This window comes from Hydrogenophaga atypica, from assembly GCF_042665215.1.
Classification (GTDB): domain Bacteria; phylum Pseudomonadota; class Gammaproteobacteria; order Burkholderiales; family Burkholderiaceae_C; genus Hydrogenophaga; species Hydrogenophaga defluvii_A.
In genome coordinates this window covers 168,885-192,152 of record NZ_JBHTCA010000001.1, presented here as the reverse complement: position 1 = coordinate 192,152, position 23,268 = coordinate 168,885, and the positions used below count along the sequence as shown (strand labels likewise).

Genomic DNA, 23,268 nt, shown 5'->3' with positions numbered 1-23,268 from the left:
GATAATCGGGCCCATGGCAAGCTATTCCCCATTGTGTTGGCGACTCTCTGTGTGTGTTCTGCTGGCGGGCGGTGCGCTCTTGGCCCAGGCACAACCCGTGCCCCTGGCGCCTGAAACCTTGCCGGCCACCGTCAACACCGCTTTGGCCCAGGCCCGCGTGCCCGCCTCGGCGCTGGCCGTGCTGGTCATGGACGCCGGCGACAGCGGTCAGGTCTACGCCACCCACCGCGCGCAGGCGCCGGTCAACCCGGCCTCGGTGATGAAACTCGTCACCACCTACGCCGCGCTCGACCTGCTGGGCCCCGGCCACACCTGGACCACCCCGGTCTACACCGATGGGGTGTTGAAAGACGGCGTGCTGCAAGGCAACCTGTACCTGCAGGGCGGCGGTGACCCCAAGCTGGTGACCGAACGCCTGTGGCTGCTGATGCGGCGCATACAGGGGCTGGGCATTCGCCGCATCGCGGGCGACATCGTGCTGGACAAACGCGCCTTCCAGCTGCCCCCGGTGGACCCGGGCGCCTTCGACGGCGAACCGCTGCGCCCCTACAACGCCGCACCCGAGGCGCTGCTGATCAACTTCAAGTCGGTGGTGATGACCTTCACACCCGACCCGTCCAACGGCGTGGCGCAGGTGGCGGTGGAGCCCCCGCTGGGCGGCGTGGCCCTGCCCACCAGCGTACCTTTGGCCGCGAACGGCGCGGGGTGTGGCGACTGGCGTGGCGGCCTCAAAGCCGACTTCTCAGACCCATTGCGCATCCGCCTGGCGGGCGCCTACCCCGCCGCCTGTGGCGAACGCAGTTGGCCCGTGGCCTACGCCGCGCCCGAGCGGTTTGCCGAACGCGCGGTGGCGGGCATGTGGTTGGCCGTGGACGGCCAGCTGGACGGCCAGGTGCGCGAAGGCGCCGTGCCCGCCGGCCTGGCGCCCCGACTGAACTGGCCCTCCGTGCCGCTGCCCGAGGTGGTGCGCGACGTCAACAAGTTCAGCAACAACGTGATGGCCCAACACCTGCTGCTGAGCCTGGCCCTCAACAACGCCAACAACGGCCCAGCCACCTTCGATGGCGCCCGCCAGCGTGTGGCCACCTGGTGGCGCGAACGTGTGGGCGCCGCTGTGCCCGTGCCCGAGATCGACAACGGCGCGGGCCTCAGCCGCACGGCGCGCACCACGGCGCAGGCGCTGGGCCGTTTGCTGCGCACCGCCTATGCGACCGGGCACATGCCCGAACTGATGGCATCCCTGCCCTTGAGCGGGCACGACGGCACGCTGCGACGCAGCCAGAACGCGGTGGGCCTGGCCCATCTGAAAACAGGCAGCCTGAACGAGGTGAATGCGCTGGCCGGCTATGTGCACAGCACACAGGGCAAACGGCTGGTGTTTGTGGCCATCGTCAACCACCCCAACGCCCACGCAGCGCGGCCCGCGCTGCAGGCCCTGGTGGGGTGGGCGGCCGGGCAGCCCTGATCAGGTCGCCAGCAGTTTCTGCATGGTCTCGCGCAGGCCCGGCGCGAGTTCGGGGCGTTGCATGGCCAGCTCCACCGTGGCCTCCAGAAAACCTTCCTTGCTGCCGCAGTCGTAGCGCTTGCCTTCGTAGCGGAAGGCGTAGACCTTCTGGCTGCGCATCAGGCCGGCAATGCCATCGGTGAGCTGTATCTCGCCGCCCACACCACGCGGCTGTTCGCGGATCTGCTGGAACACCTCGGGCGTGAGCACGTAGCGCCCGGCCACGCCCCAGCGCGACGGAGCGACTTCGGGCGCGGGTTTTTCAACGATCTCGCGCACGTCCATCAGGCGTTCGCCCAACATCTCGCCGGCGACGATGCCGTAGCGGCGGGTGTGCTCGGGCGGCACCTCCTGCACCGCCAGGATGGAGCGGCCCAATTGGCCAAACTGGCGCACCATCTGGCTCAGCACGGCGCCGTCGGCCGGCGTGCCCACCATCAGGTCGTCGGCCAGCAGCACGGCAAAGGGCTCGCCGGCCACCAGCGGCTCCGCGCACAACACCGCGTGGCCCAGGCCCAGGGCCTTGGGCTGGCGGATGGCGATGCACACCATGTCGTCGGGTTTGACCGAACGCACCTGCTCCAGCAGTGCCTCCTTGCCAGCGTCCTCCAGTTCGCGCTCCAGCTCGTAGGCCATGTCGAAGTGGTCGTCGATGGCGCGCTTGTGGCGGCCGGTCACGAAGATCATTTCGCGGATGCCGGCGGCGTAGGCCTCTTCCACCGCGTACTGGATCAGCGGCTTGTCCACCACCGGCAGCATTTCTTTGGGCATGGCTTTGGTGGCAGGCAAAAAGCGGGTGCCCATGCCGGCCACAGGGAAAACAGCTTTGCGAACGGGGGTGGGGGTCATCTGAAACAGCCTGTCCAAACAAAGGTGAAAAGCATACAGGCAAGCGACGGCGGGGCCGTGGCCCGATGGAACCACGGCCCCGCCGGAGCGGCCACGCGCTCAGCGCAGCAATTGGCCCAGCAAGGCGCCCAGATCGGGACCTTGGCCCGCGCCGCCCTGCGGCAATTGGCCGTCAGGTGTCATGCGGTCGATCAGACCCGGGAGCGCCTGCGCGAGCAGATCGCCGAGTTGCCCGCCGTTCATGCCCAGTTGGCCGCCGAGTTGCCCCAGCACATCGCTGCCCAAGGCCGATTCGAGCTGGTTGCCCGACACCGGCATGTTTTGCCCGCGCCCGATCCACGACTGCACGATGTCACCCAGACCGGCCTGGTTCAACTGCGCGACCAGACCGCCCAGGCCACCGGCACCACCGCCCTTGCCGCTCAGCAGTTCCATGAGCACCGGCGCCAATGCCGCCAGTTGACCCATGTCCAGGCCGGCACCTGCCGCCGGGGTTTGAGCCGCATTGCCTTGTGCCGCAGCCGCCAGGCCGCCGAGCACCGATTTCAACAAGTCCATGGTGTTTCCCTGTGATGGTTGTAGAGCCCACAGCATAGCGACTCAGGCCGGCGCCACGGCGGCCGGCAGCGTCAAGCGCACACGCAAACCGCCCAACGGGGCCTCATCCAGCGCCAGCGCCAGCGCACCACCGTATGCCGTGGCCAGCTCCTGCACGATGTGCAGGCCCAGGCCGGAGCCGGGCACACTTTCGTCCAGCCGCACGCCACGGGCCAGCACCACATCGCGTCGCGCCGGCGCCACCCCGGGTCCATCGTCGTCCACCAGCAGGCACCAAGCCCCCGGCGCCGACACCACGCTCACCACCACCTCAGCGCGGGCCCATTTGCATGCGTTTTCCAGCAGGTTGCCCAACATTTCCTGCAGGTCGGGTTCGGCGCAGGCACAACGGGCGGCGGGGTCGATGGCCTCAACGCGCACCCGCAGGCCACGATCGGCGTAGACCCGCTGCACCACCCGCAACAGCCCAGCCACCAGCGGCGCCAACGGCACCTGCTCGGCGCCGAACACCTTGTGGGCCGCGGCACGGGCGCGCGCCAGGTGCCAGTCCACCTGGCGGCGCGCGGCCTCGGTCTGCTCGCGCACCGCAGCGCCCAGCGGCGTGCCATCGCGCGACGCGGCCTGCGCCATCACCGCCAGCGGGGTCTTGACCGCATGCGCCAGGTTGCCCGCCTGTTGGCGCGCGCGTTCGACCATCTCGTCGATGCGCTCCAGCACGGCGTTGAAGCCCTGCACCAGGGGCAGCAGCTCGGTCGGTGTGTCGGCGGCAATACGCGCGGCGCGCCCTTCGCGCAGCGCCAACACCGCTTGCTGCAAGGCGCGCAGCGGCGCCAGGCCCACCGTCACCTGCGCCCAGGCGGCCGCCACCAGCAAGGCCCACAACACAGCCAGCGACAAGCCCAGCACGCGGCCAAAACGCGTCACGGCCTGGGCCGAGGCGCTGCGGTCTGCGGCCACCAGCAGCCGCCACACCTGCTCCGGCTGCCCGGCCGGGTAGACCGCGCGCTCCACCACGCGCAACACGGCGCCTTGTGGTCCGGTGATGTCATGCCGGTGCACGCTGCCATCGGGCAGCGCGTCGGCGGTGTTGTCCAGGGTGGCGTCCCAGAGCGAGCGCGAGCGCAGCACGCCGCGCACCTGCGCGCCGTCCACCTGCCAGTACAGGCCCGAATAGGGCCGGCGCCAGCGCGGGTCGGCCAGGACGGTGTCATCCAGCACCATCTGCCCTTGTGGGTTGAACTCCACCAGGGCGGTGAGTTGGTCGAGCTGCTGGCGCAGGCCCTCGTCGAACTGGCGGTCGATCTCGGCCCGGAACAGGGCGGTGAGCGCCAGCCCGGCCAGCACCAGGGCCAGGGCCAGCGCCACGGCTGTGCCCGCCAACAGGCGCCAGCGCAAGGACATGAGCAGCCGCCAGCGCGCCATGGCTATGCGCTTGGCGCCACCAGCCGGTAGCCCAGGCCGCGCACGGTTTCAATCAGCTCGGGCGGCAGCTTCTTGCGCAGGCGGCCCACAAACACCTCGATGGTGTTGGAGTCGCGGTCGAAATCCTGGGCGTAGATGTGTTCGGTGAGTTCGGCGCGCGACACCACCGCGCCCGGCCGGTGCATGAGGTAGGCCAGCACCTTGTACTCGTGGCTGGTGAGGTTGATCGGGTGGCCTTCCAGCGTGACGCGACCGCTGCGCGTGTCCAGCGCCAACGCACCACACACCAGCGTGGGCGAGGCCAGCCCCTGGGCGCGGCGGATCAGCGCACGCACGCGGGCCAGCAACTCCTCGGTGTGAAAAGGTTTGGTCAGGTAATCGTCGGCACCGGCGTCGATGCCGGCCACCTTTTCGTGCCACTGGTCGCGTGCGGTGAGGATGAGCACGGGTGCGGCCATGCCTTCGCTGCGCCAGCGCTTGAGCACGCTCAGGCCGTCCATCTGCGGCAGGCCCAGGTCGAGCACCACCGCGTCAAAGGGCTGCGTGCCGCCCAGGGCCCAGGCATCGCGGCCGTTGTCCACCCAGTCCACCGCATAGCCGGCTTCACTCAGCGTTTGCTTGAGCGGCGTGGCCAGCGCGGCGTCGTCCTCAACCAGCAGCACCCGCATCAGCGCGCCTCCCGTTGCCGCGAACGCGCCTTGAGCACACGCGCATTGGCGGCGTCCACCTCCAGCTTGAGCAAGCCGCCGCTGGGCTGCAGCAGCTTGATCTCGTACGTCCAGCGGTCAGCGTCGCGCTCCAGCTCCACCTCCAGCACCTGACCGGGGTGCTCAGCCGCCACGCGCTGCAGCACGGTGGTCAGGGGCAGGATTTCGCCGGCCTGCAGGGCCGCGCGGGCACGGTCGTGGTCGGCATGGTCGCTCGCGGCGGCAGGCATCACCGCAAACAGGCAAACCCAAAGGGCAAGGGCAAACGTCGAGACAGCAAGGTGTTTCATGGCGCGTCGCGCGGGTCTACAGAGAGGAGAAGCGTGCATTGTTGCCCTGCAACGATGAACCGCACATGAACAGCGGCTTCAGGAAAGGTACAGGGAGCGGGTCGCAACATCGTGGCCATGACACATTCCATCGCTTCATTGTGCGCCGTCATCGCAGCCTGCGTGCTGGGCACCACCAGCCCGGCGCAAGCTGGCGACACCAGCCCCACCCAGCAGCTCGAACGCTGGAGCGCCCAAGCCGGCACACCGGGCCAAGCCGCACGCGGCCAGCAGCTGTTCAACACCCGCCACGGGGGTGAGTGGTCGTGCAGCAGCTGCCACAACAGCCCACCCACCACGCGCGGCCAACACGCCAGCACCGGCAAGCCCATCGCACCTTTGGCGCCAGCCTTCAACCGCGAGGCCTTCACGGACACCGCCAAGGTGGACAAGTGGTTTCGCCGCAACTGCAAGGACGTGCTGAGCCGCGAATGCACCACCGGCGAAAAAGCCGACGTGTTGGCCTACCTCTTGAGCCTGAAACCATGAAACACACCCTTGCCCTTGCAGCCGCGCTGCTGGCCACCTTCAGCGCCCACGCCGACAGCGGCCGCGCCATGCCCGCCCAGGTGCCCAAGGCCTACACCCAGGAATGTGCGGCCTGCCACGTGGCCTACCCGCCGGGTATGTTGCCCGCCGCTTCGTGGCGCCGCGTGATGACCGGTCTGGACAAGCACTACGGCACCGACGCCAGCCTGGACGCTGCCACCGTGACGCAACTGAGCACCTGGCTGCAAACCCACGCCGGCACCTACAAGCGTGTCAGCACCGAACCGCCGGAAGACCGCATCACCCGCTCCCCGTGGTTTGAACGCAAGCACCGCCAGGTGGACCCCGCCGTGTGGAAGCTGCCCAGCGTGAAAAGCCCCGCCCAGTGCGCGGCCTGCCACACGGGTGCCGAACAAGGCGATTTCGACGACGACCGGCTGCGTTTGCCCGCCGGTCTCAGCGCCCAACAGCAGCGCGCCTGGCGCGACTGATTTTTTGCGAGCCCACACCATGCAAACCACCGCCCCCTCCACCGCACCCACACGCAGCACCCCTTTGGCCACACGCCGCGTGACCGACGCCCCCACCCGCATGTTCCACTGGCTGTTTGCCCTGTGTTTTGTGGGCGCCTACGCCACCGCCGACGGCGAACGCTGGCGGCTCCTGCACGTGACCCTGGGCTACACGCTGGCCGGCCTGCTGGGCTTTCGGGTGCTGTACGGGCTGGTGGGGCCACAACACGCGCGGCTCTCGCTGCTGTGGCGCAAGGTGAATGGCCTGCCCAAGTGGCTGCGCTCGTTCAAGCCCGCCGCAGGCCAGGCGCCGCTGGCGGACGTCAACTGGCGGCAGGGGCAAAATCTGGCCATGGCCGGCGCCGTGGTGCTGTTGATGGCCCTGGTGCTGCCGCTCACCCTGAGCGGCTACGCCACCTACAACGAATGGGGCGGCGAGTGGCTGGAAGAAGTGCACGAGTTCGTGGGCGAGTTCTTCCTCTGGACCGTGCTGGCCCACCTGGCCCTGCTGCTGGGCCTGAGCCTGCTGCGCCGCAAGAACCAGGCGCTGCCCATGCTGACCGGCCGCATCGAAGGCAACGGCCCCGACTTCGCCAAACGCAACCACGTGTGGCTGGCGGGCCTGTTGTTGGTGGCGGTGCTGGGCTATTGGGCGTGGGAGTGGCAACAAGCGCCCATCGGCCTCAGCGGGCCGGCCGCCAGCGGCTGGACCGACCGCCACCCTGGCCACGACGAGGACGACTGAGCCTCAGCGGATCAGTCGCGCGCCCGGCAACAGGCCACCGTTGTCATCGGACACGACCGCACAATTGACCACGACCCGCGTCATGCGCAAGCTCAGCTCACCACGCTCCACCGCGTCCAGCACCGCCTCCTCCGACGTGAGCGCGCGGCGCGTGAACCCTGGCAACCAGGCCACCTCCACCACGCGCCACAGCGGGCTGTAGGCGCGGTCGGTGCTGCCCGGCCCCACCGGCGAGGGCACCGACGGAAACACGTTGATCTGCGCACCATCGGTGAAGTGATAGACCCGCTCCAGCGCATGGCGAAACCCCGGCGGTGTGTTGTCGGCCGGCACCGTGGCAGCTAGGCGCGGTGCGTGGTTGATGCCCATGGCGCGGGCCGCCTCCGCGTCCGACGCATCGGTGCTGACGTAGCCGATCTGCCGGCCTTCAAACCACGCGAAGCGCAAAGGCAGGCTGACCTGGGGCGCGCTGGCGCAGGCCCCCAACATCAGCACAAGGCAAGCCCCCGCCAGGCGCCGGCCCCAGGACAAAAAGGAGGTGTTCATCGCCACATGCTAGGCGATGCGGGACGGGGCTCAGACCGCCAGGGCCTTTGCCCTCGATCCGATGCGCCATGCCCAGGCCACCAAAGGCGCGCCGTACAAGATGAGGGCCAGCGCCGCCAGCACCAGCGGCATGGCCAGGTAGACCCAGCCGGTCAGCACCTCGCCGCCCAGCGCCACGCCCACCCACAGCGCCACGGCCGGGTTGACGAAGGAGTAGCTACCCGCCACAGCGGGTGTGGCGTTTTGCAGCAGCCACAGGTAGGCGTTCAGTGTGACCAGCGTGCCCATCACCACCAGGTACAACCACGCCGCCCACGACGCGGTGCTGACCTGATCGAGGCTGAAGCGGGCCGTGGCCGGCTCCAGCGCCCAGGCGGCGGCCAGGCCCATCAGGCCACCCAGCAACCACTGCGCGCCCGAGGCCATGGCCGGCGCCGGCTGCGACAGCTTGCGCGAGGCGTAGGACCCCAGGCTCCAGCACAGGGGCGCGCCAAAGGCACACAAGGTGCCCAGCCAGGTGGCCGAAAAATCGCCCTCCAGCGCCAGCACCGCCGCCCCGGCCACGCCCAAGGCCAGGCCCAGCCAGCTGGTCAGCGGCACACGTTCGCCCCCCAGGCGCGACCACAGCGCCAGCCACATGGGCATGGTGGTGACCACGGTGGCCATGAGCCCGGAGCCGATGCCCAGCTTTTGCGCCAGCACCACCATGGACATGGCGCCAAAGGCCATCAGCCCGCCCACCAGCGCGGTGTGCCGCCACTGGGCAGCGCTGGGCCAGGGCAGGCCCTGGGCACGGGCAATGGCCAGCATCACCACGCCCGCCGACACAAAGCGCGCGCCGTTCATGAGCAAAGGCGGCATGGACGCCATGGCCACACCCAAGGCGTAGTAGGTGGTGCCCCAGACGAGGTAGACGATGAGCAGGGCCACCACCAGGGGCAGCAAGCGGCCGTTTTGGGCAGCGATCTTGAAATCGATAGGCATTTGGCGTTCTTGGCCGGATAATTTCCAGCAATCTGGCAATGGGCTGGATTTTGATCAAAATTGCGCGGCCATGCAAGCAAATTTACAGATAGACCCGACGGACGCCAGAATTCTTACGGCGCTCAGCGCCGACAGCCGACGTTCTTACGCCGATGTGGCCGCTGAGGTGGGCCTGTCCACCGCCGCCGTGCACGAGCGGGTGAAGAAGATGCTGGAGCGCGGCGTGATCGAGCGCTTTGCCCTGCGTGTGGACCCGGCCAAGGTGGGCCAGCACTTCACCGCCTACGTGGCCATACGCAACGACGGCGGTGTGCACTGCCGCGACATCGCGCCGCGCCTGCGCGAGATGCCCGAGGTGCTGGAGCTGCACAGCGTGGCCGGTGAACACGACTTTTTGGCCAAAATTCGCACCACCCACGCCCGCGCGCTCGAAGACGTGCTCTACCAAATCAAGGCCATCCCGGGCGTGGCGCGCACCACCAGCACGGTGGTGCTCAACACCGAGTTCGAGGACCGGCCCATCGCCTACGGTATGCAGGACGCTGCATAACTCGCAAGCCCCAGGCGCGGGGTGGGCCATCCATGGGTAGCATCGCGGGCCTTGAGCCACCCCAACGGAGACCTGCCCCATGCCCGCCTTTGCCCGCCTTGCCCCGCTCGCCCGCCTGTTCGCTGCCGCCAGTTTCGGCCTGGCGGCGCTGGCCGCGCAGGCGCAATCCATCGTGGTCGCGTCCACCACCTCCACCGAACAATCCGGCCTGTTCGGCCACCTGTTGCCCGAGTTCAAGAAGGCCAGCGGCATCGACGTGAAGGTGGTGGCCCTGGGCACCGGCCAAGCCATTGACATGGCGCGCCGTGGCGACGCCGACGTGCTGTTTGTGCACGACAAGGTAGCCGAAGACAAGTTTGTGGCCGACGGATTTGCCGAGCGCCGCTTTGAGGTGATGTACAACGACTTTGTGCTGATCGGCCCCAAGGCCGACCCAGCCACCACCAAGGGCAGCGACATCGTGGCCGCCCTCAAAAAAGTGGCCACGGCCAACGCGCCCTTCATCTCGCGCGGCGACAAAAGCGGCACCCACGCAGCCGAGTTGCGCTTCTGGAAAATGACGGACACCGATAACACCAAGGGCAGCGGCTACAAGGAATGTGGTTGTGGCATGGGCCCGGCGCTCAACATCGGCGCGTCGTCCGGCGCCTATGTGCTGGCCGACCGGGGCACCTGGCTCAACTTCAAGAACCGCGCCGACCTGACCGTGTTGGTCGAGGGCGACAAGCGCCTGTTCAACCAGTACGGCGTGATGCTGGTCAGTGCGGCCAAACACCCGCACGTGAAAACCGCCGACGGCAAGAAGTTTGTGGACTGGGTGGTGTCGCCCGCCGGCCAGGCCGCCATCGCCAGCTACAAGATTGGCGGTGAGCAGCTGTTTTTTCCCAACGCCGCACGCTGAGGGGCGCCGCCCCTGAGCCGCCCGCCCGGGGGTTTCTAGAATCGGCGGCATGGTCACGCTGCCGCCCGAACCCACCCCCACCACCTGGGCCGATCTGCTGGCCCAGCAACAGCGCGCCCAGCGCCTGAACACCCCCTGCGGCGACGGCCAGCTCGTCTGGCACCGCTGGGGCGAGGGTGCACCGGTGGTCTTGCTGCACGGCGGCTCGGGCAGCTGGATCCACTGGGTGCGCAACATCGACGCCCTGGCCCAGGCCGGGCACAGCGTGTGGGTGCCCGACCTGCCCGGCTTCGGCGACTCCAGCCCGCCGCCCGAGGGCCACGACGCCGATGTGATGCCGCCGCTGCTGGAACAGGGCCTGGCCACCCTGCTGGGCACCACGCCGGTGGACCTGATCGGCTTTTCGTTCGGCGGCATGGTGGCCAGCCTGTGGGCCGCCGCGCACCCAGCGCGCGTGCGCCGCCTGCTGCTGCTGGGCGCACCGGGGCTGGGCATCGAGCGCGCCCAGCCGCTGGACCTGCGCATGTGGTCGCACCTGCCCGAGGGTGCGCCGCGCGAGGCCGTGATGCGCCACAACCTGCTGGCGCTGATGCTGCAACACCCGGCGTCCGTCACCGACCTGGTGTTGCGCATGCAGGCCCACAACCTCAAACGCGAACACCGCCGCATGAAGCGGCGCATGCTCTCGCAAACCGACGTGCTGCGCCACACCCTGCCCCGCCTGGCCTGCCCGCTGTGGGGCCTGTGGGGGACCAACGACGCGCTCTTTGTGGACCGACACGCGGAAGTGGCCCAGGCCCTGGCGCTGGCACCCCACTTCCGGCACCTGCACTGGGTGCCCGACGCCGGGCACTGGGTGCAGTTCGAAGCCCACGCCGCCGTCAACGCTTGGCTGCTCGACTGGCTGGCCCCACCGCCGTGACGCCGTGAAGCCACGCCGGGCACCGCCCTTGCCACACATCGACCCGGCGCGCTGCACCGGTTGTGGCTGGTGTGCCGCGGTGTGCCCGCCCCATGTGCTGAGCCTGGTGCCGATGCCGGACCACACCAAGACCTCGGTGCTGCACAACGTGGGGGGCTGCACCGGTTGCAGCCTGTGTGAGACCCGCTGCCCGTTTCAGGCCATCACGATGCAGGCGGCGACAACGCCGCGAGCCCCCGCTGCGCCCGGCCCAGGTCCATCGCCGGGTACAACTGCTTGAGCGCGCGCAGCGCCAGACCCTCCAGCAAGCCGGCCAGTTGATGTGATGCCTGCGGGTCTTGTGGCGCGGCCCACAGCGCCGCCAGTTCGTCCGCACGCTGGGCGACCAGACCGCCCACCACCTGTTGCCACAGCGCGGGCGCGCCCTCATCCACAAACGCACCCCGACCCCGCCCGAAGTGCGCCACGGCCAGGTAGGTGCACAGGGCCACCTCCACCAGCTCGCGCCAAGCCTCCACCGACAACCGTGCCTCCGGCACATCCACCCCACGCAGGCGGTTGGCCGCCAGCGCGGCACCCGCAAAGGTAGCGGCCCCGGCGAGCGCACCGATCAAGGCGCCCGCGCCCATGGACAGGCCACCCGCCATCAGGTCGGCCCCCAGCCCGGTGGCTGCGCCGGATGAAATGGCGCCCAGCCAACCCGCCTGTGCCTTGCTCACGGGCACCCGCACCTGCAGCAGCGACTGCGCCAGCGCCTGCCAGTGGGGGCGCCCCGCCTCGCCATGCAGGCCGTGTTGGTCGAGCAGCACACGCGTGAAGCTTTGCTGGCACCCGGCCACATGCCGAGCCAACGCCGCCTGGGCCTGGTCGGGCGCGCCACGCATCACCTCGGTGGCTCGCAGCAAGGCGGGCGCCATGGCGGCCATGGACGCCTGAAACCGCAGCAACTGCGCTTGCCACCAGCGGTCCAGCAGCCGCTGGTGGCTGGCTTGCACATGGTCGGGCAGGCAGGGCGCGAGGGCCTCGAACAGCGCCTCCTCCTGCACCCAGCATCGGCTGAAGGCGTCCAGCGGCAACACACCACGCACCACCGCGAACGTGGCCAGGTGCCGCTGCCAGCGCGCCACCTCGGCGGCCTGCTGGTCGGCATCGCCCGCCGGGCCGAGCTGGTTCAGCAACACCAGCACGGGTTTGCCCATCCAGGCCAGGATCTTCAGTTCGTGCGCGAGGTAACCAGCGTCCTGCGGCGCTTCGCTGGCGTTGACGAGGTAGAGCAACACGTCGGCGTCATCGCGTGCGCTGCGCATGGCGCGTTGGCTCAGAAAAAACGCCGGGTCGGTCCAACGGTCCCACACCTGCGACAGAAACCAGCCCAGCGGGTTGCCCGACTGGCTCAGGCGGCGGTACAGGCGCGCCGAATCGCCCAGCCCCGGCGTGTCCCACCACACCAGGCGGTCGCCGGCCTCGGTCTGCAGCAGGGTGTGGGCTTCGGCGTGTTGGGTCACGTGGGCGGCATCGCGCACCTCGCCCACGTCGGCGCCCAACAAGGTGCGGGTGAGCGTGGTCTTGCCCACGTTGGTGTGCGACACCAGGCACAGGGCCAGGGTGTGGGCCTGCGGTGAGGCTGCCGCCTCGGCTTCAATGCGCGCGTCAACGCGAATTTCAGGCAGGGTCATGTTCTGCCTCCAGCGACCAAACGCGCACGGGCACGGTGCCCAAAACCTCGCGCCACAAGGCCTCGCGCTCGGCCAGGCGGGCGGCGCGCGCGCCCGGTGCCAGGTGGGCACTGAAGGCGCTGCTGTCCAGCCACACCTCCACCGCACCGGCGGCGGCCACCTGGCGCACCAACCCAGCGTGGGTTTCCTGCTCCGGCGTGGCGGCCAGGCCGAACAGCACGATGATCTGGCGCTGCTGCCCGCGTGGTGCGGGTGGCAGGGCAGGCACGGCATCGCCATAGGCCACCGGAGGCAACAACTGGGGCGTGGCCGAGGGGCCAAAACGCTCGCGCACCGCCTTCGCCAGACCGCGCTCGCCCGAAGCCGTGAGGTGGTGGCTGTAGGGCAACACCACGGCGGTGGTGGCGGGGCCACCGTGGTCGGCCAACAGGCGCACGAAGTAGGGGTCGGACAGATCGAGGTGCAAACGCTGCATCGCCCGGCGCGCGCGCCAGAACGACAGGCCCGCCAGCACCAGCCGGGGCGCCGCCACGCCCAGCAGCAACAGGCGGCCCCACCACGCCGCCCAGATGCTGCCATCGGCCTTGACAGCGCCCGCCCCACGCTCCAGGCGCACCATGTCGTCCAGCGAGATCGGTGCCGCACCCAGCCACTGGCCCACCGTGGCAAACAGCAAGTGCATGTGTTCGGCGCTCAGCCACTGGCTCTGCCAGCCCACACGGAATTCGGTGAACAAACCCTTGGCCAACAAGGCCGCCACCATGCCCACCGCACACAGCGCCGCCGACAGGTGCAACGTGCCCGCCAAGCGGGCGCTGGTGGCCGGGCCGGCCAGGCGCATCCAGTCGCGCTGGAAACTGCGCGCCATGGCCCACAAAGGGCGCGACCACGCGCGAGGCCAGGCCAGCTTGGCCAGCACCAAGCCCCATCGGTTGGCAGGGTTGGTGTGAACAAACAGACCGCGCACCGCCCACACCGCCAGGCCCACCAACACCAGCAGGTTCCAACCCACAAACAGGCTGAGCGCGGGCGAAAGCAAATCGATGGCCTGGGGCGACACCCAGAACTCGGCCACCAGCCCGACCAGCAAGCCCAGCGGTGGCAGGCCCCAGCGCAGCAGCGTCATCAGCCAGGCATCGCCCTGCAGCGCGCTCAGGCGCGGCTGGCGCACCAGCGCATCGGCCAGCAGGCGCTCGGCCCGACGGACGATGAAGGCCTCGGTCCACGCGAGGCGGCGTGCTTCGGAGGCGGGTTGTGGCGCGGCCGCCAGCGCAGCGGCCGTGGCGGCATCGCGCTGGACCGGGCTCAGGCAGGTGTCGGCCGTCGCGGCGGTTTCCACCGCCTTGACCAGCAACACCGCCCTGGCCTGTTGTTCGTTCATCTGGCGTTCCCTGGGCCCATGCTGGGCCCTTCACGCCATTATGCGGAGAAGCCTGTGCTCAACGCGTCGGCAGCACCGTGCCCCAGCACTCGCCAAACCCCACACGTGCGGCACCGGGCTGTTCGCACCAGCCGCGCAGCACCACCGCGTCGCCATCTTGCAAGAAGGTGCGGGTTTCGCCGTTGGGCAAGGCCACGGGGTTTTTGCCACCCTGGGTCAGCTCGATGAGCGCACCGGCCTGGTCCAGCGTGGGGCCGGACAAAGTGCCCGTGCCCAACAAATCGCCCGGCTGCAGGTTGCAGCCGTTGACCGTGTGGTGGGTCACCATCTGCGCCAACGTCCAGTAGGCATGGCGGTAACTGGTGCGGCTGATGGCCGCGTCTTGCTCGCCGGCTTCGCGCATGCGGGTGGTTTGTAGGCCCACCTGCAACTGGATGTCGAACGCACCACCGGCCCGGTTGGCCTCGCTGTCCAGGTAGGGCAGCGGCTGCGGGTCGTCGGCCGGGCGGGTGAAAGGCACGCGGTACGGCGCCAGCGCTTCGAGCGTCACCACCCAGGGTGAGATGGTGGAGGCGAAGTTCTTGGCCAGGAAGGGGCCCAGCGGCTGGTACTCCCACCCCTGCAGATCACGCGCCGACCAGTCGTTGAGCAGGCAGATGCCGAACACGTGGCTCTCGGCCTCGGTGATGGGCACGGCATCGCCCAAGGCGTTGCCGGTGCCAATGAACACCCCCAGCTCCAGCTCGATGTCCATGCGCTGGCTGGGCTTGAGCGTGGGCACGTCGGCATCCGGCGCCTTGACCTGACCGCGCGGACGGGCAAAGGCCTGGCCCGACACACCGATGCTCGACGCCCGGCCGTGGTAGCCGATGGGCACCCATTTGTAGTTGGGCAGCAGCGGGTTGTCGGGACGGAACTGTTTGCCGATGTTGGTCGCGTGGTGCACCGAGGTGTAGAAGTCGGTGTAATCGCCGATCTGCGCGGGCACGTCGTGTTCGGCCACCGCCTGGGGCACCAGGCAGGCTTGCAGTTGGGCTTGCTGGGCAACACCTTCGCGCAACAAGCGCGACAGGGCCAGCCGCAGGGCGCTCCAGGCCGTCGGGCCCAAAGCCATCAGCGCGTTGAGTTTGGGCTGGCTGCCGGCCTGGGCGGCTTGTTGGGCGTCGCCGCTAAGCAAGGCGGTTTGCGCCAGTGCGGCCAGATCGACGATCTGGTCACCAATGGCCACACCGCCGCGAAAGGCCTCGGCGCTGCCACGGCGACGGAACACCGCAAACGGCAGGTTCTGGATGGGGAAATCGCAACCGGATGTGTTGGCCGAGGCCAGCCAGCTGCGCAGCGCGGGATCGTGGGTTTCGTTGAGCAAGTTCATCCCCCCGCCTCAGTGTGGCACCGCCAACGATTCATCGTGCATCCAGGCCGCATGGGCCGGCGCCTTCTTGGTGCGACTCCACTCGTCCAGCATCTCGCGCTTTACCTTGTCGAGCGCGCTCATCATCTCGGGGGTGGCGGTGTCGGCGGCCAGCTCCAGGCGGTGGCCGTTGGGGTCGAAGAAGTAAATGCTCTTGAAGATGGTGTGGTTGGTTGGCCCCACCACCTCGATGCCGGCGGCCTCCAGGCGCGCCTTGGTGGCCAGCAGTGTGTCCACCGAATCCACCTTCAGCGCCAGGTGTTGAACCCACGTCGGCGTGTTGTGGTCGCGGTCCATGGGCGGCTGGCTGGGCAGTTCGAAGAAGGCCAGGATGTTGCCGTTGCCGGCGTCCAGGAACACGTGCATGTACGGGTCGGGCGCCTTGGTGGACGGCACTTCGTTTTCGGCGATGGCCAGCACAAACTTCATGTCGAGGTGCTTTTCATACCACTCGACGGTTTCCTTGGCGTCTTTGCAGCGATAGGCCACGTGGTGGACTTGTTGAACCAGCATGGGGGTCTCCTTGGGTGTTGGAACAGGGCACTGACGGTTCAGCGCCGCTTGGGCGAAGCGAACTGTAACGGCATTTGGTTGCGCTTGCAACCATTTCCAAAAACGCAACTCACCACACCAGCCCCCGCTCGCGCCAGACGGTCATGGCCACGTCGGGCCGGTCGGTCACCACACCATCCACGCCCAGATCGAGCACACGCCGCATGTCCTCGGCGCGGTTGACGGTCCAGGCCAGCACCTGCAGGCCCAAGGCCTGGGCCTCGTGTACCTGCGGCGCGTCGAGGTCGCGCCAGAAACACGACCAGTGGCTGCCACCGGCGGCCGCGATCATGCGGGGCACCGAGCCATGGGCGCGGTGCTGGAACCCGGCGGTCCAGGGCGAGTCCTGCCCGGAACGAATCTGCAGGTTGTCCAGCCCCGGCAACTGCGCCGTGAGGTACACCGTGTCCGTGACGGGGCGCAAGCGCTGGACCGCTTGCAACGTGCGCCAGTCGAAAGACAGGATTTGGGTGCGGTCGCTCAGACCGTGGTCGGCGAGCACCTGCAAGAGTTGGGCCGCAAAGGGTTCGGGCGCGGGGGCAAGGGCGGGCGCCAGCGGGCTGGACTTGAGCTCGATGGCGAGGCGCACGCGCCCATCGCCGTGCGCGCGGACGAGGGCCAGCACGTCGCTCAAGCGGGGCAAGCGCGCACCATCGTGTGGCCGCTGCTGGCCGAACTCAGCGGCGTAGCGCGAGCCCGGCCGCAGCCGCCCCACGTCGTAGGTGTGCAATTGCGCGACCGTGAGGCTGTTCACGGCAGGACCTCGCGTCGGCAGAAATTGGCCGCTGGCGTCGCGGGTGATGTCGGGGTTGAGCTGGCGGTCGTGGCTGAGCACCAGCACCCCATCGGCGCTGGCCAGCACGTCGATCTCCAGGGTGGTCACGCCCAGGTCCAGCGCGAGTTGGAGACCTTCCAGCGTGTTCTCGGGCGCCAAGCCACGCGCGCCCCGGTGGCCTTGCAAATCCACCCGGCGCGGCACCGGAACCCCGGCGCAAGACCACAGCCCCAGCAAAGGCAGAGGCAGAGGCAACAGAGCGCGACGGCGCAGACCATGGGGTTTCATGCAATACCTTCCAAGTGACCAGGCGGACAACCGAAATTGTGCGATGGGTCGGTCTCAAACGGGTATCGTCGCGCCCATGTCCTCTTGGCGCCATCCCGACACCACGCCACACACGGTCTCGCGGGCCGCGCTGTTGGGCGTCTGCGCGTTCGCGGCGGTGTGCCTGGGTTTTCACGCGTTCAGCGAACAAGCTTGGGTGCCGCTGCTGGACAGCTTCAACCTGGCCTTGCACGAAGCCGGCCACCCGCTGGTGGGCCTGTTCAGCGACCGGCTGATGGTCTATGGCGGCACCTTGTTCCAAATCGTGTTTCCCCTGGCATTGGCCAGGCATTTCCAACGCCGCGAGCACGCGGTGGGTGTGGCGGTGGCGTGGGTGTGGCTGGGCGAAAACCTGCTCAACGTGGCGCGTTACGCGGCGGACGCGCGGGCGCAGATGTTGCCGCTGGTGGGCGGTGGCGAGCACGACTGGACGGAAATCCTGTCGCGCTGGGGCTTGTTGGCGTCTGACCTGCGGCTGGCGGGCTTGTTGCGTGTGGTGGCCACGCTGGTGATGGTGGGGGCGTGTGTGTGGTTGTGGCGGCGGTGGCGTGACGACCTTGCGTCAGGTTGATTGGCGGGATCGGGGCGGCAGGGCGCTCTGCGCCGCTCGTGTCCCCCGGGCGCTGCGCGCCCTCCTCCTTTACCTCGCTCTGCAGAACGCCCCACCGCCCCGATCTGAAGCGATGTTGGCGCGCCAACGGTGGCGCGCCTGCGTACGGGTTGCCCACGGGTGTGGGGTGCCTGGCGCAGCGACATAAAGGGGGAGCCGGCGCAGCCGGCGGAGGACAGTCGCGGAGCCAGGCACCCCGCACCCGTGGGCGAGAAGATCAACCAGGCAAAGCCAAATGCTGCCGAGCCAACGCCACAAAAGCCCCCACCTGCGGATCGCGCCCCGTCTCCTGCGCCACGATGGCGCCCACCTCATCGGCCAGCGAAGCCGCCAAAGCCGCGTCAAGGAACAACAGCCGCGAACGCCGCGCCAACACGTCCTCCACCGTGCGCGCGTACTCGAAGCGCACCGCAAAACGCACCATGGCTTCGGTCAACCCGCCGCCGAGATCGTGATCGGCACCCGGCAAGGACCACACAAAGTCGCGTTCGCCGCCGTAACCGTGTGCACCGGGCGGTGCACTCACGGGCGGCTGGTTGGCCGGGGTGCCGGCTGCGCCCACCAAGGCCAGCTGATCGGTGTGGCCATCGGCCAGGCCCGGCAGCAAGCCTGCATCGCGGCACTTTTTGAGCACGTCCTCGGCCATCGCCCGGTACGTCGTCCATTTGCCGCCGGTGACGGTGACCAGGCCGCTGGCGCTCACAAGCACCGTGTGTTCGCGGCTGATGCCCTGGGTGTTTTCGCCGCTGCTGCTGTCGGGCTTGACCAGCGGGCGCAGGCCCACCCAATGGCTTTTCACATCGGCGGCAGTGGGTGCGCGCCGCAGGTAACGCGCCGATTCGTTCAGGATGAAATCGACCTCGTGTGCAAACGCGTTGGGCTCCAGCGGCAGGTCGGTGCGCGGTGTGTCGGTGGTGCCCAGGATCAGCTTGCCCAGCCAAGGCACGGCAAACAACACGCGACCATCGGCCGTTTTGGGCACCAAGAGGGCGTGGTCGCTGGGCAGGAAATCGCGGTCCACCACCACGTGCACGCCCTGGCTCGGCGCCACCATGGGGCGCACATTCGCCTGGCGGGCGGCGCCGTCTTGCTGGCGCAGGCCATCCACCCACACGCCGGTGGCGTTGATCACGCAGCGCGCACGCACCTCGAACACACGGCCACTCTCGCGGTCCTCGCAGCGCAGACCCGCCAGCTTGCCTTGTTCGTGCAACAAGCCCGTCACCGGGCAGTGGTTGACCAGCAGCGCGCCGTAGGTGGCCGCCGTGCGGGCCAGCGCAACGGCCAGGCGGGCATCGTCGAACTGGCCGTCCCAATAACGCACACCGCCCTTGAGGCCTTCAGTGCGCAAGGTGGGCAGGGCACGCAGCGTGGCTTCGCGGCCCAGAAAATCGGTGCTGCCCAGGCCGGCACGCCCCGCCAGCGCGTCGTACATCTTGAGGCCAATGCCGTAGAACGGCGTTTCCCAGGCCTTGTACGAAGGCATCACAAACGGCAACGGCTGCGCCAGGTGGGGCGCGTTGCGCAGCACGGTGGTGCGCTCGTGCAAAGCCTCTTTCACCAAGCCCACATTGCCTTGCGCCAGGTAGCGCACGCCACCGTGCAGCAGCTTGGTGGCGCGCGACGAGGTGCCCTTGGCAAAGTCCTGCCCCTCCAGCAACACCACACGCAGGCCTCGCGAGGCCGCGTCCAGCGCCACACCCAGGCCGGTGGCGCCACCGCCCACCACCGCCACGTCAAAGCGGCCGCCCTCGCTCAGGCGCTGCAGCAGCGCGGCGCGGTCGGTGGGCACAGGGCGTTCGGATGGCGACATGGTGGCCTCAATAGATGTGTTTCGTTTATATTCTAATTGATTCGTTTATTTTCGTTATTCTCGGTATTCACCCGAATGTTTCCGCGTTTCGCTTCGATATAGACTGGCCTGCCGCCATGACAGCCCCATGAAAGACCGCAGCATGCGCTCCAACCCCCGCCAGATCAAGCTGCTGCACGCGGTGCGTGAGCACGGCGACCTGTCGGTGGAAACGCTGGCCGAGATGCTGGGTGTGACGTTACAAACCGTGCGCCGCGATGTGCAGGGCCTGGCCGATGCCGGGCTGCTCGTGCGCTTTCACGGCGGCGTGCGCGTGCCCACCTCCACCGTCGAAAACATCGCCCACACCCAGCGCGAAAACCTGCACGCGGCCGGCAAGGCGCGCATTGCCGCCGCCATCGCGCGCGAGGTGCCCAACGGCTGCTCGCTCATCCTCAACATCGGCACCACCACCGAGGCCGTGGCCAAGGCGCTTTTGCAGCACCAGGGTCTGCGCGTCATCACCAACAACCTCAACGTGGCGGCCATTCTGAGCGGCAACACCTCGTGCGAGGTCATCGTCACCGGCGGTGTGGTGCGCCCGCGCGACCGGGGCATCGTGGGCGAGGCCACGGTGGATTTCATCCGCCAGTTCAAGGTTGACCTGGCCGTCATCGGCATCTCCGGCATCGAAGCCGATGGCACGCTGCGCGACTACGACTACCGCGAGGTCAAGGTGGCGCAGGCCATCATCGACCACGCGCGCGAGGTCTGGCTCGCGGCAGACCACAGCAAATTTGGCCGCCCCGCCATGGTGGAGCTGGCCCGCCTGTCGCAGATCAACCGCCTCTTCACCGACGCCCCGCCGGCCCCGCCTTTTGACAGCCTGCTGGAAGCGGCAGGCATCCGCTGCACCATCGCCCAAGACACCCCATGACCTACCTGCTTGCCCTCGATCAAGGCACCTCCAGTTCGCGCAGCATCGTGTTTGACGCCGATGGCCGCGTGGTGGCCGTGGCCCAGCGCGAACTCACCCAGCACTTCCCCCAACCCGGTTGGGTCGAACACGACCCGCTGGAAATTTGGGAGACCCAGCTGGCCACCGCACGCGAAGCACTCCAAAAAGCCCGCATCACCGCGCGCGACATCCGCGCCGTGGGCATCACCAACCAGCGCGAAACCACCGTGCTGTGGCACCGCCGCACCGGCCAGCCCCTGGCGCGCGCCATCGTGTGGCAAGACCGGCGCACCGAGCCCCTGTGTGCAGCGCTGCGCGAACGTGGCCTGGCCGAAGCCGTGTTGGCCAAAACCGGCCTCGTGATCGACGCGTATTTTTCGGGCACCAAACTGCGCTGGCTGCTCGACACCGTGCCCGGCGCGCGCGCCCTGGCCGAAGCCGGCGAGCTGGCTTTTGGCACCATCGACAGCTGGCTGATCTGGCAGCTCACACGCGGCGCCACACACGCCACCGATGTCAGCAACGCGTCGCGCACCCTGCTGTTCAATGTGCACACCAACCAGTGGGACGACGAACTGCTGGCCGCACTCCACATCCCGCCTGGGGTGTTGCCGCAGGTCCAAGCTTCCAGTGCCGACTACGGCGCGGTGCATGCCGACTGGCTGGGGCACGCCATCCCGATTGGGGGTGTGGCGGGCGACCAGCAAAGCGCGCTGTTCGGCCAAGCCTGCTTCAGCGAGGGCCTGGCCAAAAACACCTACGGCACCGGCTGCTTCTTGCTGATGCACACCGGCAGCCGTTTCCAGCGCTCGGCCAACGGCCTGCTCACCACCAGCGCCGCGCAGACCAACACCACACCGGCCTACGCGCTCGAAGGCAGCGTGTTTGTGGGCGGCGCGGTGGTGCAGTGGCTGCGCGACGGCCTGCAGGCCATCGACAGCAGCGGCGCCGTGCAGGCCCTGGCCGAGAGCGTGCCCGACAGCGACGGTGTGGTGGTGGTGCCCGCCTTCACCGGTCTGGGTGCGCCCTACTGGAAGCCCCATGCGCGCGGCGCCATCACCGGGCTCACGCGGGGCAGCACGCTGGCGCACATTGCGCGCGCATCGCTGGAAAGCATCGCCTTTCAGAGTGCCGCGCTGCTGCAAGCCATGGACCGCGACGCCCAGGCCGCCGGCGCCCAGCCGCTGCGCGAGCTGCGGGTGGACGGCGGGGCCAGCGTCAACAACCTGCTGATGCAGTTCCAGGCCGACGTGTTGGGCATCCCGGTGCTGCGCCCCAAAGTGGTGGAGACCACCGCCCTGGGTGCGGCCTACCTGGCCGGACTGCACGCGGGGGTGTACCAAGGCACGGACGAACTGACCCAACGCTGGCAGGTGGAACGCCGCTTCGAACCCCAGCGCGACCGCGCCTGGGCCGCCGAACGCATGGCCGCTTGGGAACACGCGGTTCGGCAAGCCGCGCTGGACTGAACGCTCAGACAGTGGCCCGCGCGCGCAACAGCATCACCTGCAGCAGCACATCGGCCCCGGCAGTGATGTGGGCCGGCTGGGCATCCTCGATTTCGTTGTGGCTGATACCGTCCTTGCAAGGGATGAAGATCATGCCGGTGGGCGCCAGCCGCGCCGCGTACACCGCGTCGTGCCCGGCGCCCGACACCGCTGGCATGTGCGAATAGCCGAGCCGCCGCGCGGCCTCGCCGATGGCCGCCACACAGCCTGAATCGAACACCTGGGCCGGGTAGCTGGACACCGGCTGGATGGTGATGGGCAAGCCCGTCGATGCGCTCAGCCGCGAAGCAAACGCCTTGACCTCGTCGGCCTGCTGGTCCACCAGCGCATCGGTGGCGTTGCGCACGTCGATGCTGAACGTGACCTGTCCGGGGATGACGTTGCGGCTGTTGGGAAACACGCGCACCATGCCCACGGTGCCTCGTCCGTGTGGGCCGTGGCGCAGGGCCGAAGCCACCACCTCCTGCATGAGTTGCGCGGCCACCTGCATGGCGTCCTTGCGCAAGGCCATGGGTGTGGGGCCGGCGTGGGCCTCCATGCCGGTCACGGTGCAATCGAACCAGCGGATGCCCAGCACACCTTCCACCACGCCAATGGTCACGCCGGCGTCTTCCAGCACCGGGCCTTGTTCGATGTGGGCCTCGAAGTAGGCGCCGATGGGGTGTTGCCCCGGCACCTCGTCGCCGATGTAGCCGATGCGGGCCAACTCCTCACGCACCGTCTTGCCCTCGCTGTCGGTGGCGGCGTAGGCGTGCGCCAGGCTGAAGGCGCCTGCGAACACGCCCGACCCCATCATCACCGGCACAAAACGCGAACCTTCCTCGTTGGTCCAGAAAGCCACCTCGATGGGCGCTTCGGTTTCGATGCCGTGGTCGTTGAGGGTGCGCACCACCTCCAGCCCGGCCAACACGCCGTAGTTGCCGTCGAACTTGCCGCCGGTGGGTTGGGTGTCGATGTGGCTGCCGGTCATGATGGGCGGCAAGGCCTGGTTGCGCCCGGGGCGGCGCATGAAGACGTTGCCAATCTGGTCCACGGTGACGGACATGCCGGCGGCGCGCGCCCAGCCCACCACCAGGTCGCGGCCCTGGCGGTCGAGGTCGGTGAGCGCGAGGCGGCACACGCCGCCCTTCTCGGTGCCGCCGATGCGGGCCAAGTCCATCAGCGATTGCCACAGGCGTTCGCCGTTGACGCGCAGGGCTTGGGTATCGGAAACGGTGGCGGTGGTGTGTGCCATGGCTGAACCTTGTGAACCTTCAACTG

At 68.7% G+C, this 23,268-nt stretch carries 25 protein-coding genes; 11 read left to right on the top strand and 14 right to left on the bottom strand.

What is annotated here, in order from left to right; translation table 11 throughout:
- The first annotated feature begins 13 nt into the window (after window positions 1-13).
- Window positions 14-1,465 carry a D-alanyl-D-alanine carboxypeptidase/D-alanyl-D-alanine endopeptidase gene (gene dacB / locus ACFQPB_RS01000; RefSeq protein ID WP_382219054.1) on the top strand — a complete coding sequence of 484 codons (1,452 nt, stop codon included), beginning with the start codon at window positions 14-16 and terminating at the stop codon, window positions 1,463-1,465.
- Here the strand turns inward: dacB and galU are convergent, their stop codons facing one another.
- The 5 genes from galU to ACFQPB_RS00975 all read right to left on the bottom strand — a co-directional run bounded on the left by galU (window position 1,466) and on the right by ACFQPB_RS00975 (window position 5,330).
- Complete coding sequence (galU, locus tag ACFQPB_RS00995) at window positions 1,466-2,353, bottom strand: UTP--glucose-1-phosphate uridylyltransferase GalU (RefSeq protein ID WP_382219053.1); 888 nt, start codon at window positions 2,351-2,353, stop codon at window positions 1,466-1,468.
- Between the two features lie 99 nt (window positions 2,354-2,452).
- Complete coding sequence (locus tag ACFQPB_RS00990) at window positions 2,453-2,911, bottom strand: YidB family protein (protein WP_382219051.1); 459 nt, start codon at window positions 2,909-2,911, stop codon at window positions 2,453-2,455.
- 42 nt (window positions 2,912-2,953) lie between these two features.
- Window positions 2,954-4,333 (bottom strand): sensor histidine kinase, encoded by a 1,380-nt coding sequence (locus ACFQPB_RS00985; protein WP_382219049.1) that lies wholly within the window; start codon window positions 4,331-4,333, stop codon window positions 2,954-2,956.
- Between the two features lie 2 nt (window positions 4,334-4,335).
- Complete coding sequence (locus ACFQPB_RS00980) at window positions 4,336-5,001, bottom strand: response regulator transcription factor (protein WP_382219047.1); 666 nt, start codon at window positions 4,999-5,001, stop codon at window positions 4,336-4,338.
- Window positions 5,001-5,330 carry a PepSY domain-containing protein gene (locus ACFQPB_RS00975; protein WP_382219046.1) on the bottom strand — a complete coding sequence of 110 codons (330 nt, stop codon included), beginning with the start codon at window positions 5,328-5,330 and terminating at the stop codon, window positions 5,001-5,003. The genes ACFQPB_RS00980 and ACFQPB_RS00975 overlap by 1 nt, the downstream gene beginning before the upstream one ends.
- Window positions 5,331-5,447: 117 nt before the next feature.
- Between ACFQPB_RS00975 and ACFQPB_RS00970 the strand changes: the two genes are divergently transcribed.
- From ACFQPB_RS00970 to ACFQPB_RS00960, 3 genes are read left to right on the top strand one after another with little or no spacing between them, the layout of a single operon-like run.
- The gene (locus ACFQPB_RS00970; protein WP_382219044.1) at window positions 5,448-5,858 is read left to right on the top strand and encodes a DUF1924 domain-containing protein; all 411 of its coding nucleotides are present in this window, start codon (window positions 5,448-5,450) and stop codon (window positions 5,856-5,858) included.
- Window positions 5,855-6,349 (top strand): diheme cytochrome c, encoded by a 495-nt coding sequence (locus tag ACFQPB_RS00965; RefSeq protein WP_382219042.1) that lies wholly within the window; start codon window positions 5,855-5,857, stop codon window positions 6,347-6,349. Before ACFQPB_RS00970 ends, ACFQPB_RS00965 begins: the two co-directional genes overlap by 4 nt.
- Window positions 6,350-6,368: 19 nt before the next feature.
- A complete protein-coding gene (locus ACFQPB_RS00960) occupies window positions 6,369-7,115 on the top strand; it encodes a cytochrome b/b6 domain-containing protein (protein ID WP_382219040.1) in 747 nt (248 codons plus the stop codon).
- 3 nt (window positions 7,116-7,118) lie between these two features.
- Here the strand turns inward: ACFQPB_RS00960 and ACFQPB_RS00955 are convergent, their stop codons facing one another.
- Together ACFQPB_RS00955 and ACFQPB_RS00950 are read right to left on the bottom strand one after the other, a co-directional pair.
- Window positions 7,119-7,661: a DUF7482 domain-containing protein gene (locus ACFQPB_RS00955; RefSeq protein ID WP_382200581.1), complete on the bottom strand. Its 543-nt coding sequence runs from the start codon at window positions 7,659-7,661 to the stop codon at window positions 7,119-7,121.
- Between the two features lie 30 nt (window positions 7,662-7,691).
- The gene (locus ACFQPB_RS00950) at window positions 7,692-8,645 is read right to left on the bottom strand and encodes an EamA family transporter (RefSeq protein ID WP_382219039.1); all 954 of its coding nucleotides are present in this window, start codon (window positions 8,643-8,645) and stop codon (window positions 7,692-7,694) included.
- A gap of 70 nt (window positions 8,646-8,715) precedes the next feature.
- Here ACFQPB_RS00950 and ACFQPB_RS00945 point away from each other — a divergent pair, with 70 nt between their 5' ends.
- The 4 genes from ACFQPB_RS00945 (at window position 8,716) to ACFQPB_RS00930 (ending at window position 11,298) form a co-directional block, all read left to right on the top strand.
- A complete protein-coding gene (locus ACFQPB_RS00945) occupies window positions 8,716-9,195 on the top strand; it encodes an Lrp/AsnC family transcriptional regulator (protein WP_382219037.1) in 480 nt (159 codons plus the stop codon).
- A 79-nt stretch (window positions 9,196-9,274) separates the two neighbouring features.
- Window positions 9,275-10,096 (top strand): ABC transporter substrate-binding protein, encoded by an 822-nt coding sequence (locus ACFQPB_RS00940; protein WP_382219035.1) that lies wholly within the window; start codon window positions 9,275-9,277, stop codon window positions 10,094-10,096.
- Between the two features lie 49 nt (window positions 10,097-10,145).
- Window positions 10,146-11,018 (top strand): alpha/beta fold hydrolase, encoded by an 873-nt coding sequence (locus ACFQPB_RS00935; protein ID WP_382219033.1) that lies wholly within the window; start codon window positions 10,146-10,148, stop codon window positions 11,016-11,018.
- A 4-nt stretch (window positions 11,019-11,022) separates the two neighbouring features.
- Complete coding sequence (locus ACFQPB_RS00930) at window positions 11,023-11,298, top strand: ATP-binding protein (protein WP_382219031.1); 276 nt, start codon at window positions 11,023-11,025, stop codon at window positions 11,296-11,298.
- Here the strand turns inward: ACFQPB_RS00930 and ACFQPB_RS00925 are convergent.
- The 5 genes from ACFQPB_RS00925 to ACFQPB_RS00905 form a co-directional block, all read right to left on the bottom strand.
- Window positions 11,222-12,694 (bottom strand): GTPase domain-containing protein, encoded by a 1,473-nt coding sequence (locus tag ACFQPB_RS00925; protein WP_382219029.1) that lies wholly within the window; start codon window positions 12,692-12,694, stop codon window positions 11,222-11,224. The two genes, ACFQPB_RS00930 and ACFQPB_RS00925, sit on opposite strands and share 77 nt — an antisense overlap.
- Window positions 12,681-14,075, bottom strand: a complete 1,395-nt coding sequence (locus ACFQPB_RS00920; protein ID WP_382219027.1) for a DUF2868 domain-containing protein — start codon at window positions 14,073-14,075, stop codon at window positions 12,681-12,683. The genes ACFQPB_RS00925 and ACFQPB_RS00920 overlap by 14 nt, the downstream gene beginning before the upstream one ends.
- A 58-nt stretch (window positions 14,076-14,133) precedes the next feature.
- The gene (gene fahA / locus ACFQPB_RS00915; RefSeq protein ID WP_382219025.1) at window positions 14,134-15,447 is read right to left on the bottom strand and encodes a fumarylacetoacetase; all 1,314 of its coding nucleotides are present in this window, start codon (window positions 15,445-15,447) and stop codon (window positions 14,134-14,136) included.
- 9 nt (window positions 15,448-15,456) lie between these two features.
- Complete coding sequence (locus ACFQPB_RS00910; protein WP_382219023.1) at window positions 15,457-15,999, bottom strand: VOC family protein; 543 nt, start codon at window positions 15,997-15,999, stop codon at window positions 15,457-15,459.
- Window positions 16,000-16,108: 109 nt separating this feature from the next.
- A complete protein-coding gene (locus ACFQPB_RS00905; protein WP_382219021.1) occupies window positions 16,109-17,101 on the bottom strand; it encodes a glycerophosphodiester phosphodiesterase in 993 nt (330 codons plus the stop codon).
- Between the two features lie 76 nt (window positions 17,102-17,177).
- Here ACFQPB_RS00905 and ACFQPB_RS00900 point away from each other — a divergent pair, with 76 nt between their 5' ends.
- Window positions 17,178-17,711: a hypothetical protein gene (locus tag ACFQPB_RS00900; protein WP_382219020.1), complete on the top strand. Its 534-nt coding sequence runs from the start codon at window positions 17,178-17,180 to the stop codon at window positions 17,709-17,711.
- A 256-nt stretch (window positions 17,712-17,967) separates the two neighbouring features.
- Here the strand turns inward: ACFQPB_RS00900 and ACFQPB_RS00895 are convergent, their stop codons facing one another.
- Window positions 17,968-19,563 (bottom strand): glycerol-3-phosphate dehydrogenase/oxidase, encoded by a 1,596-nt coding sequence (locus ACFQPB_RS00895; protein ID WP_382219018.1) that lies wholly within the window; start codon window positions 19,561-19,563, stop codon window positions 17,968-17,970.
- A gap of 142 nt (window positions 19,564-19,705) precedes the next feature.
- On the opposite strand from ACFQPB_RS00895, the gene ACFQPB_RS00890 reads away from it, so the two are divergent.
- Both ACFQPB_RS00890 and glpK read left to right on the top strand, forming a co-directional pair.
- Window positions 19,706-20,479 (top strand): DeoR/GlpR family DNA-binding transcription regulator, encoded by a 774-nt coding sequence (locus ACFQPB_RS00890; protein ID WP_382219488.1) that lies wholly within the window; start codon window positions 19,706-19,708, stop codon window positions 20,477-20,479.
- Window positions 20,476-21,969, top strand: coding sequence for a glycerol kinase GlpK (gene glpK, locus ACFQPB_RS00885; RefSeq protein ID WP_382219016.1), 1,494 nt, complete (start codon window positions 20,476-20,478; stop codon window positions 21,967-21,969). Before ACFQPB_RS00890 ends, glpK begins: the two co-directional genes overlap by 4 nt.
- 4 nt (window positions 21,970-21,973) lie before the next feature.
- On the opposite strand, the gene ACFQPB_RS00880 is transcribed toward glpK, so the two are convergent.
- Window positions 21,974-23,242, bottom strand: a complete 1,269-nt coding sequence (locus ACFQPB_RS00880) for a Zn-dependent hydrolase (RefSeq protein WP_382219014.1) — start codon at window positions 23,240-23,242, stop codon at window positions 21,974-21,976.
- Between the last annotated feature and the right edge of the window lie 26 nt (window positions 23,243-23,268).

Excerpts from the sequence above, each read along its gene's own strand:
- ACFQPB_RS00900 (WP_382219020.1), top strand. The coding sequence starts at position 17,178 with ATGTCCTCTTGGCGCCATCCCGACACCACGCCACACACGGTCTCGCGG.
- ACFQPB_RS00970 (WP_382219044.1), top strand. The coding sequence starts at position 5,448 with ATGACACATTCCATCGCTTCATTGTGCGCCGTCATCGCAGCCTGCGTG.
- ACFQPB_RS00985 (WP_382219049.1), bottom strand. The coding sequence starts at position 4,333 with ATGGCGCGCTGGCGGCTGCTCATGTCCTTGCGCTGGCGCCTGTTGGCG.
- ACFQPB_RS00910 (WP_382219023.1), bottom strand. The coding sequence starts at position 15,999 with ATGCTGGTTCAACAAGTCCACCACGTGGCCTATCGCTGCAAAGACGCC.
- ACFQPB_RS00990 (WP_382219051.1), bottom strand. The coding sequence starts at position 2,911 with ATGGACTTGTTGAAATCGGTGCTCGGCGGCCTGGCGGCTGCGGCACAA.
- ACFQPB_RS00925 (WP_382219029.1), bottom strand. The coding sequence starts at position 12,694 with ATGACCCTGCCTGAAATTCGCGTTGACGCGCGCATTGAAGCCGAGGCG.
- ACFQPB_RS00895 (WP_382219018.1), bottom strand. The coding sequence starts at position 19,563 with ATGTCGCCATCCGAACGCCCTGTGCCCACCGACCGCGCCGCGCTGCTG.
- ACFQPB_RS00980 (WP_382219047.1), bottom strand. The coding sequence starts at position 5,001 with ATGCGGGTGCTGCTGGTTGAGGACGACGCCGCGCTGGCCACGCCGCTC.
- ACFQPB_RS00955 (WP_382200581.1), bottom strand. The coding sequence starts at position 7,661 with ATGAACACCTCCTTTTTGTCCTGGGGCCGGCGCCTGGCGGGGGCTTGC.
- dacB (WP_382219054.1), top strand. The coding sequence starts at position 14 with ATGGCAAGCTATTCCCCATTGTGTTGGCGACTCTCTGTGTGTGTTCTG.
- ACFQPB_RS00890 (WP_382219488.1), top strand. The coding sequence starts at position 19,706 with ATGCGCTCCAACCCCCGCCAGATCAAGCTGCTGCACGCGGTGCGTGAG.
- ACFQPB_RS00905 (WP_382219021.1), bottom strand. The coding sequence starts at position 17,101 with ATGAAACCCCATGGTCTGCGCCGTCGCGCTCTGTTGCCTCTGCCTCTG.
- ACFQPB_RS00920 (WP_382219027.1), bottom strand. The coding sequence starts at position 14,075 with ATGAACGAACAACAGGCCAGGGCGGTGTTGCTGGTCAAGGCGGTGGAA.
- ACFQPB_RS00960 (WP_382219040.1), top strand. The coding sequence starts at position 6,369 with ATGCAAACCACCGCCCCCTCCACCGCACCCACACGCAGCACCCCTTTG.
- ACFQPB_RS00945 (WP_382219037.1), top strand. The coding sequence starts at position 8,716 with ATGCAAGCAAATTTACAGATAGACCCGACGGACGCCAGAATTCTTACG.
- ACFQPB_RS00950 (WP_382219039.1), bottom strand. The coding sequence starts at position 8,645 with ATGCCTATCGATTTCAAGATCGCTGCCCAAAACGGCCGCTTGCTGCCC.
- galU (WP_382219053.1), bottom strand. The coding sequence starts at position 2,353 with ATGACCCCCACCCCCGTTCGCAAAGCTGTTTTCCCTGTGGCCGGCATG.
- fahA (WP_382219025.1), bottom strand. The coding sequence starts at position 15,447 with ATGAACTTGCTCAACGAAACCCACGATCCCGCGCTGCGCAGCTGGCTG.
- ACFQPB_RS00935 (WP_382219033.1), top strand. The coding sequence starts at position 10,146 with ATGGTCACGCTGCCGCCCGAACCCACCCCCACCACCTGGGCCGATCTG.
- ACFQPB_RS00965 (WP_382219042.1), top strand. The coding sequence starts at position 5,855 with ATGAAACACACCCTTGCCCTTGCAGCCGCGCTGCTGGCCACCTTCAGC.
- glpK (WP_382219016.1), top strand. The coding sequence starts at position 20,476 with ATGACCTACCTGCTTGCCCTCGATCAAGGCACCTCCAGTTCGCGCAGC.
- ACFQPB_RS00975 (WP_382219046.1), bottom strand. The coding sequence starts at position 5,330 with ATGAAACACCTTGCTGTCTCGACGTTTGCCCTTGCCCTTTGGGTTTGC.
- ACFQPB_RS00880 (WP_382219014.1), bottom strand. The coding sequence starts at position 23,242 with ATGGCACACACCACCGCCACCGTTTCCGATACCCAAGCCCTGCGCGTC.
- ACFQPB_RS00940 (WP_382219035.1), top strand. The coding sequence starts at position 9,275 with ATGCCCGCCTTTGCCCGCCTTGCCCCGCTCGCCCGCCTGTTCGCTGCC.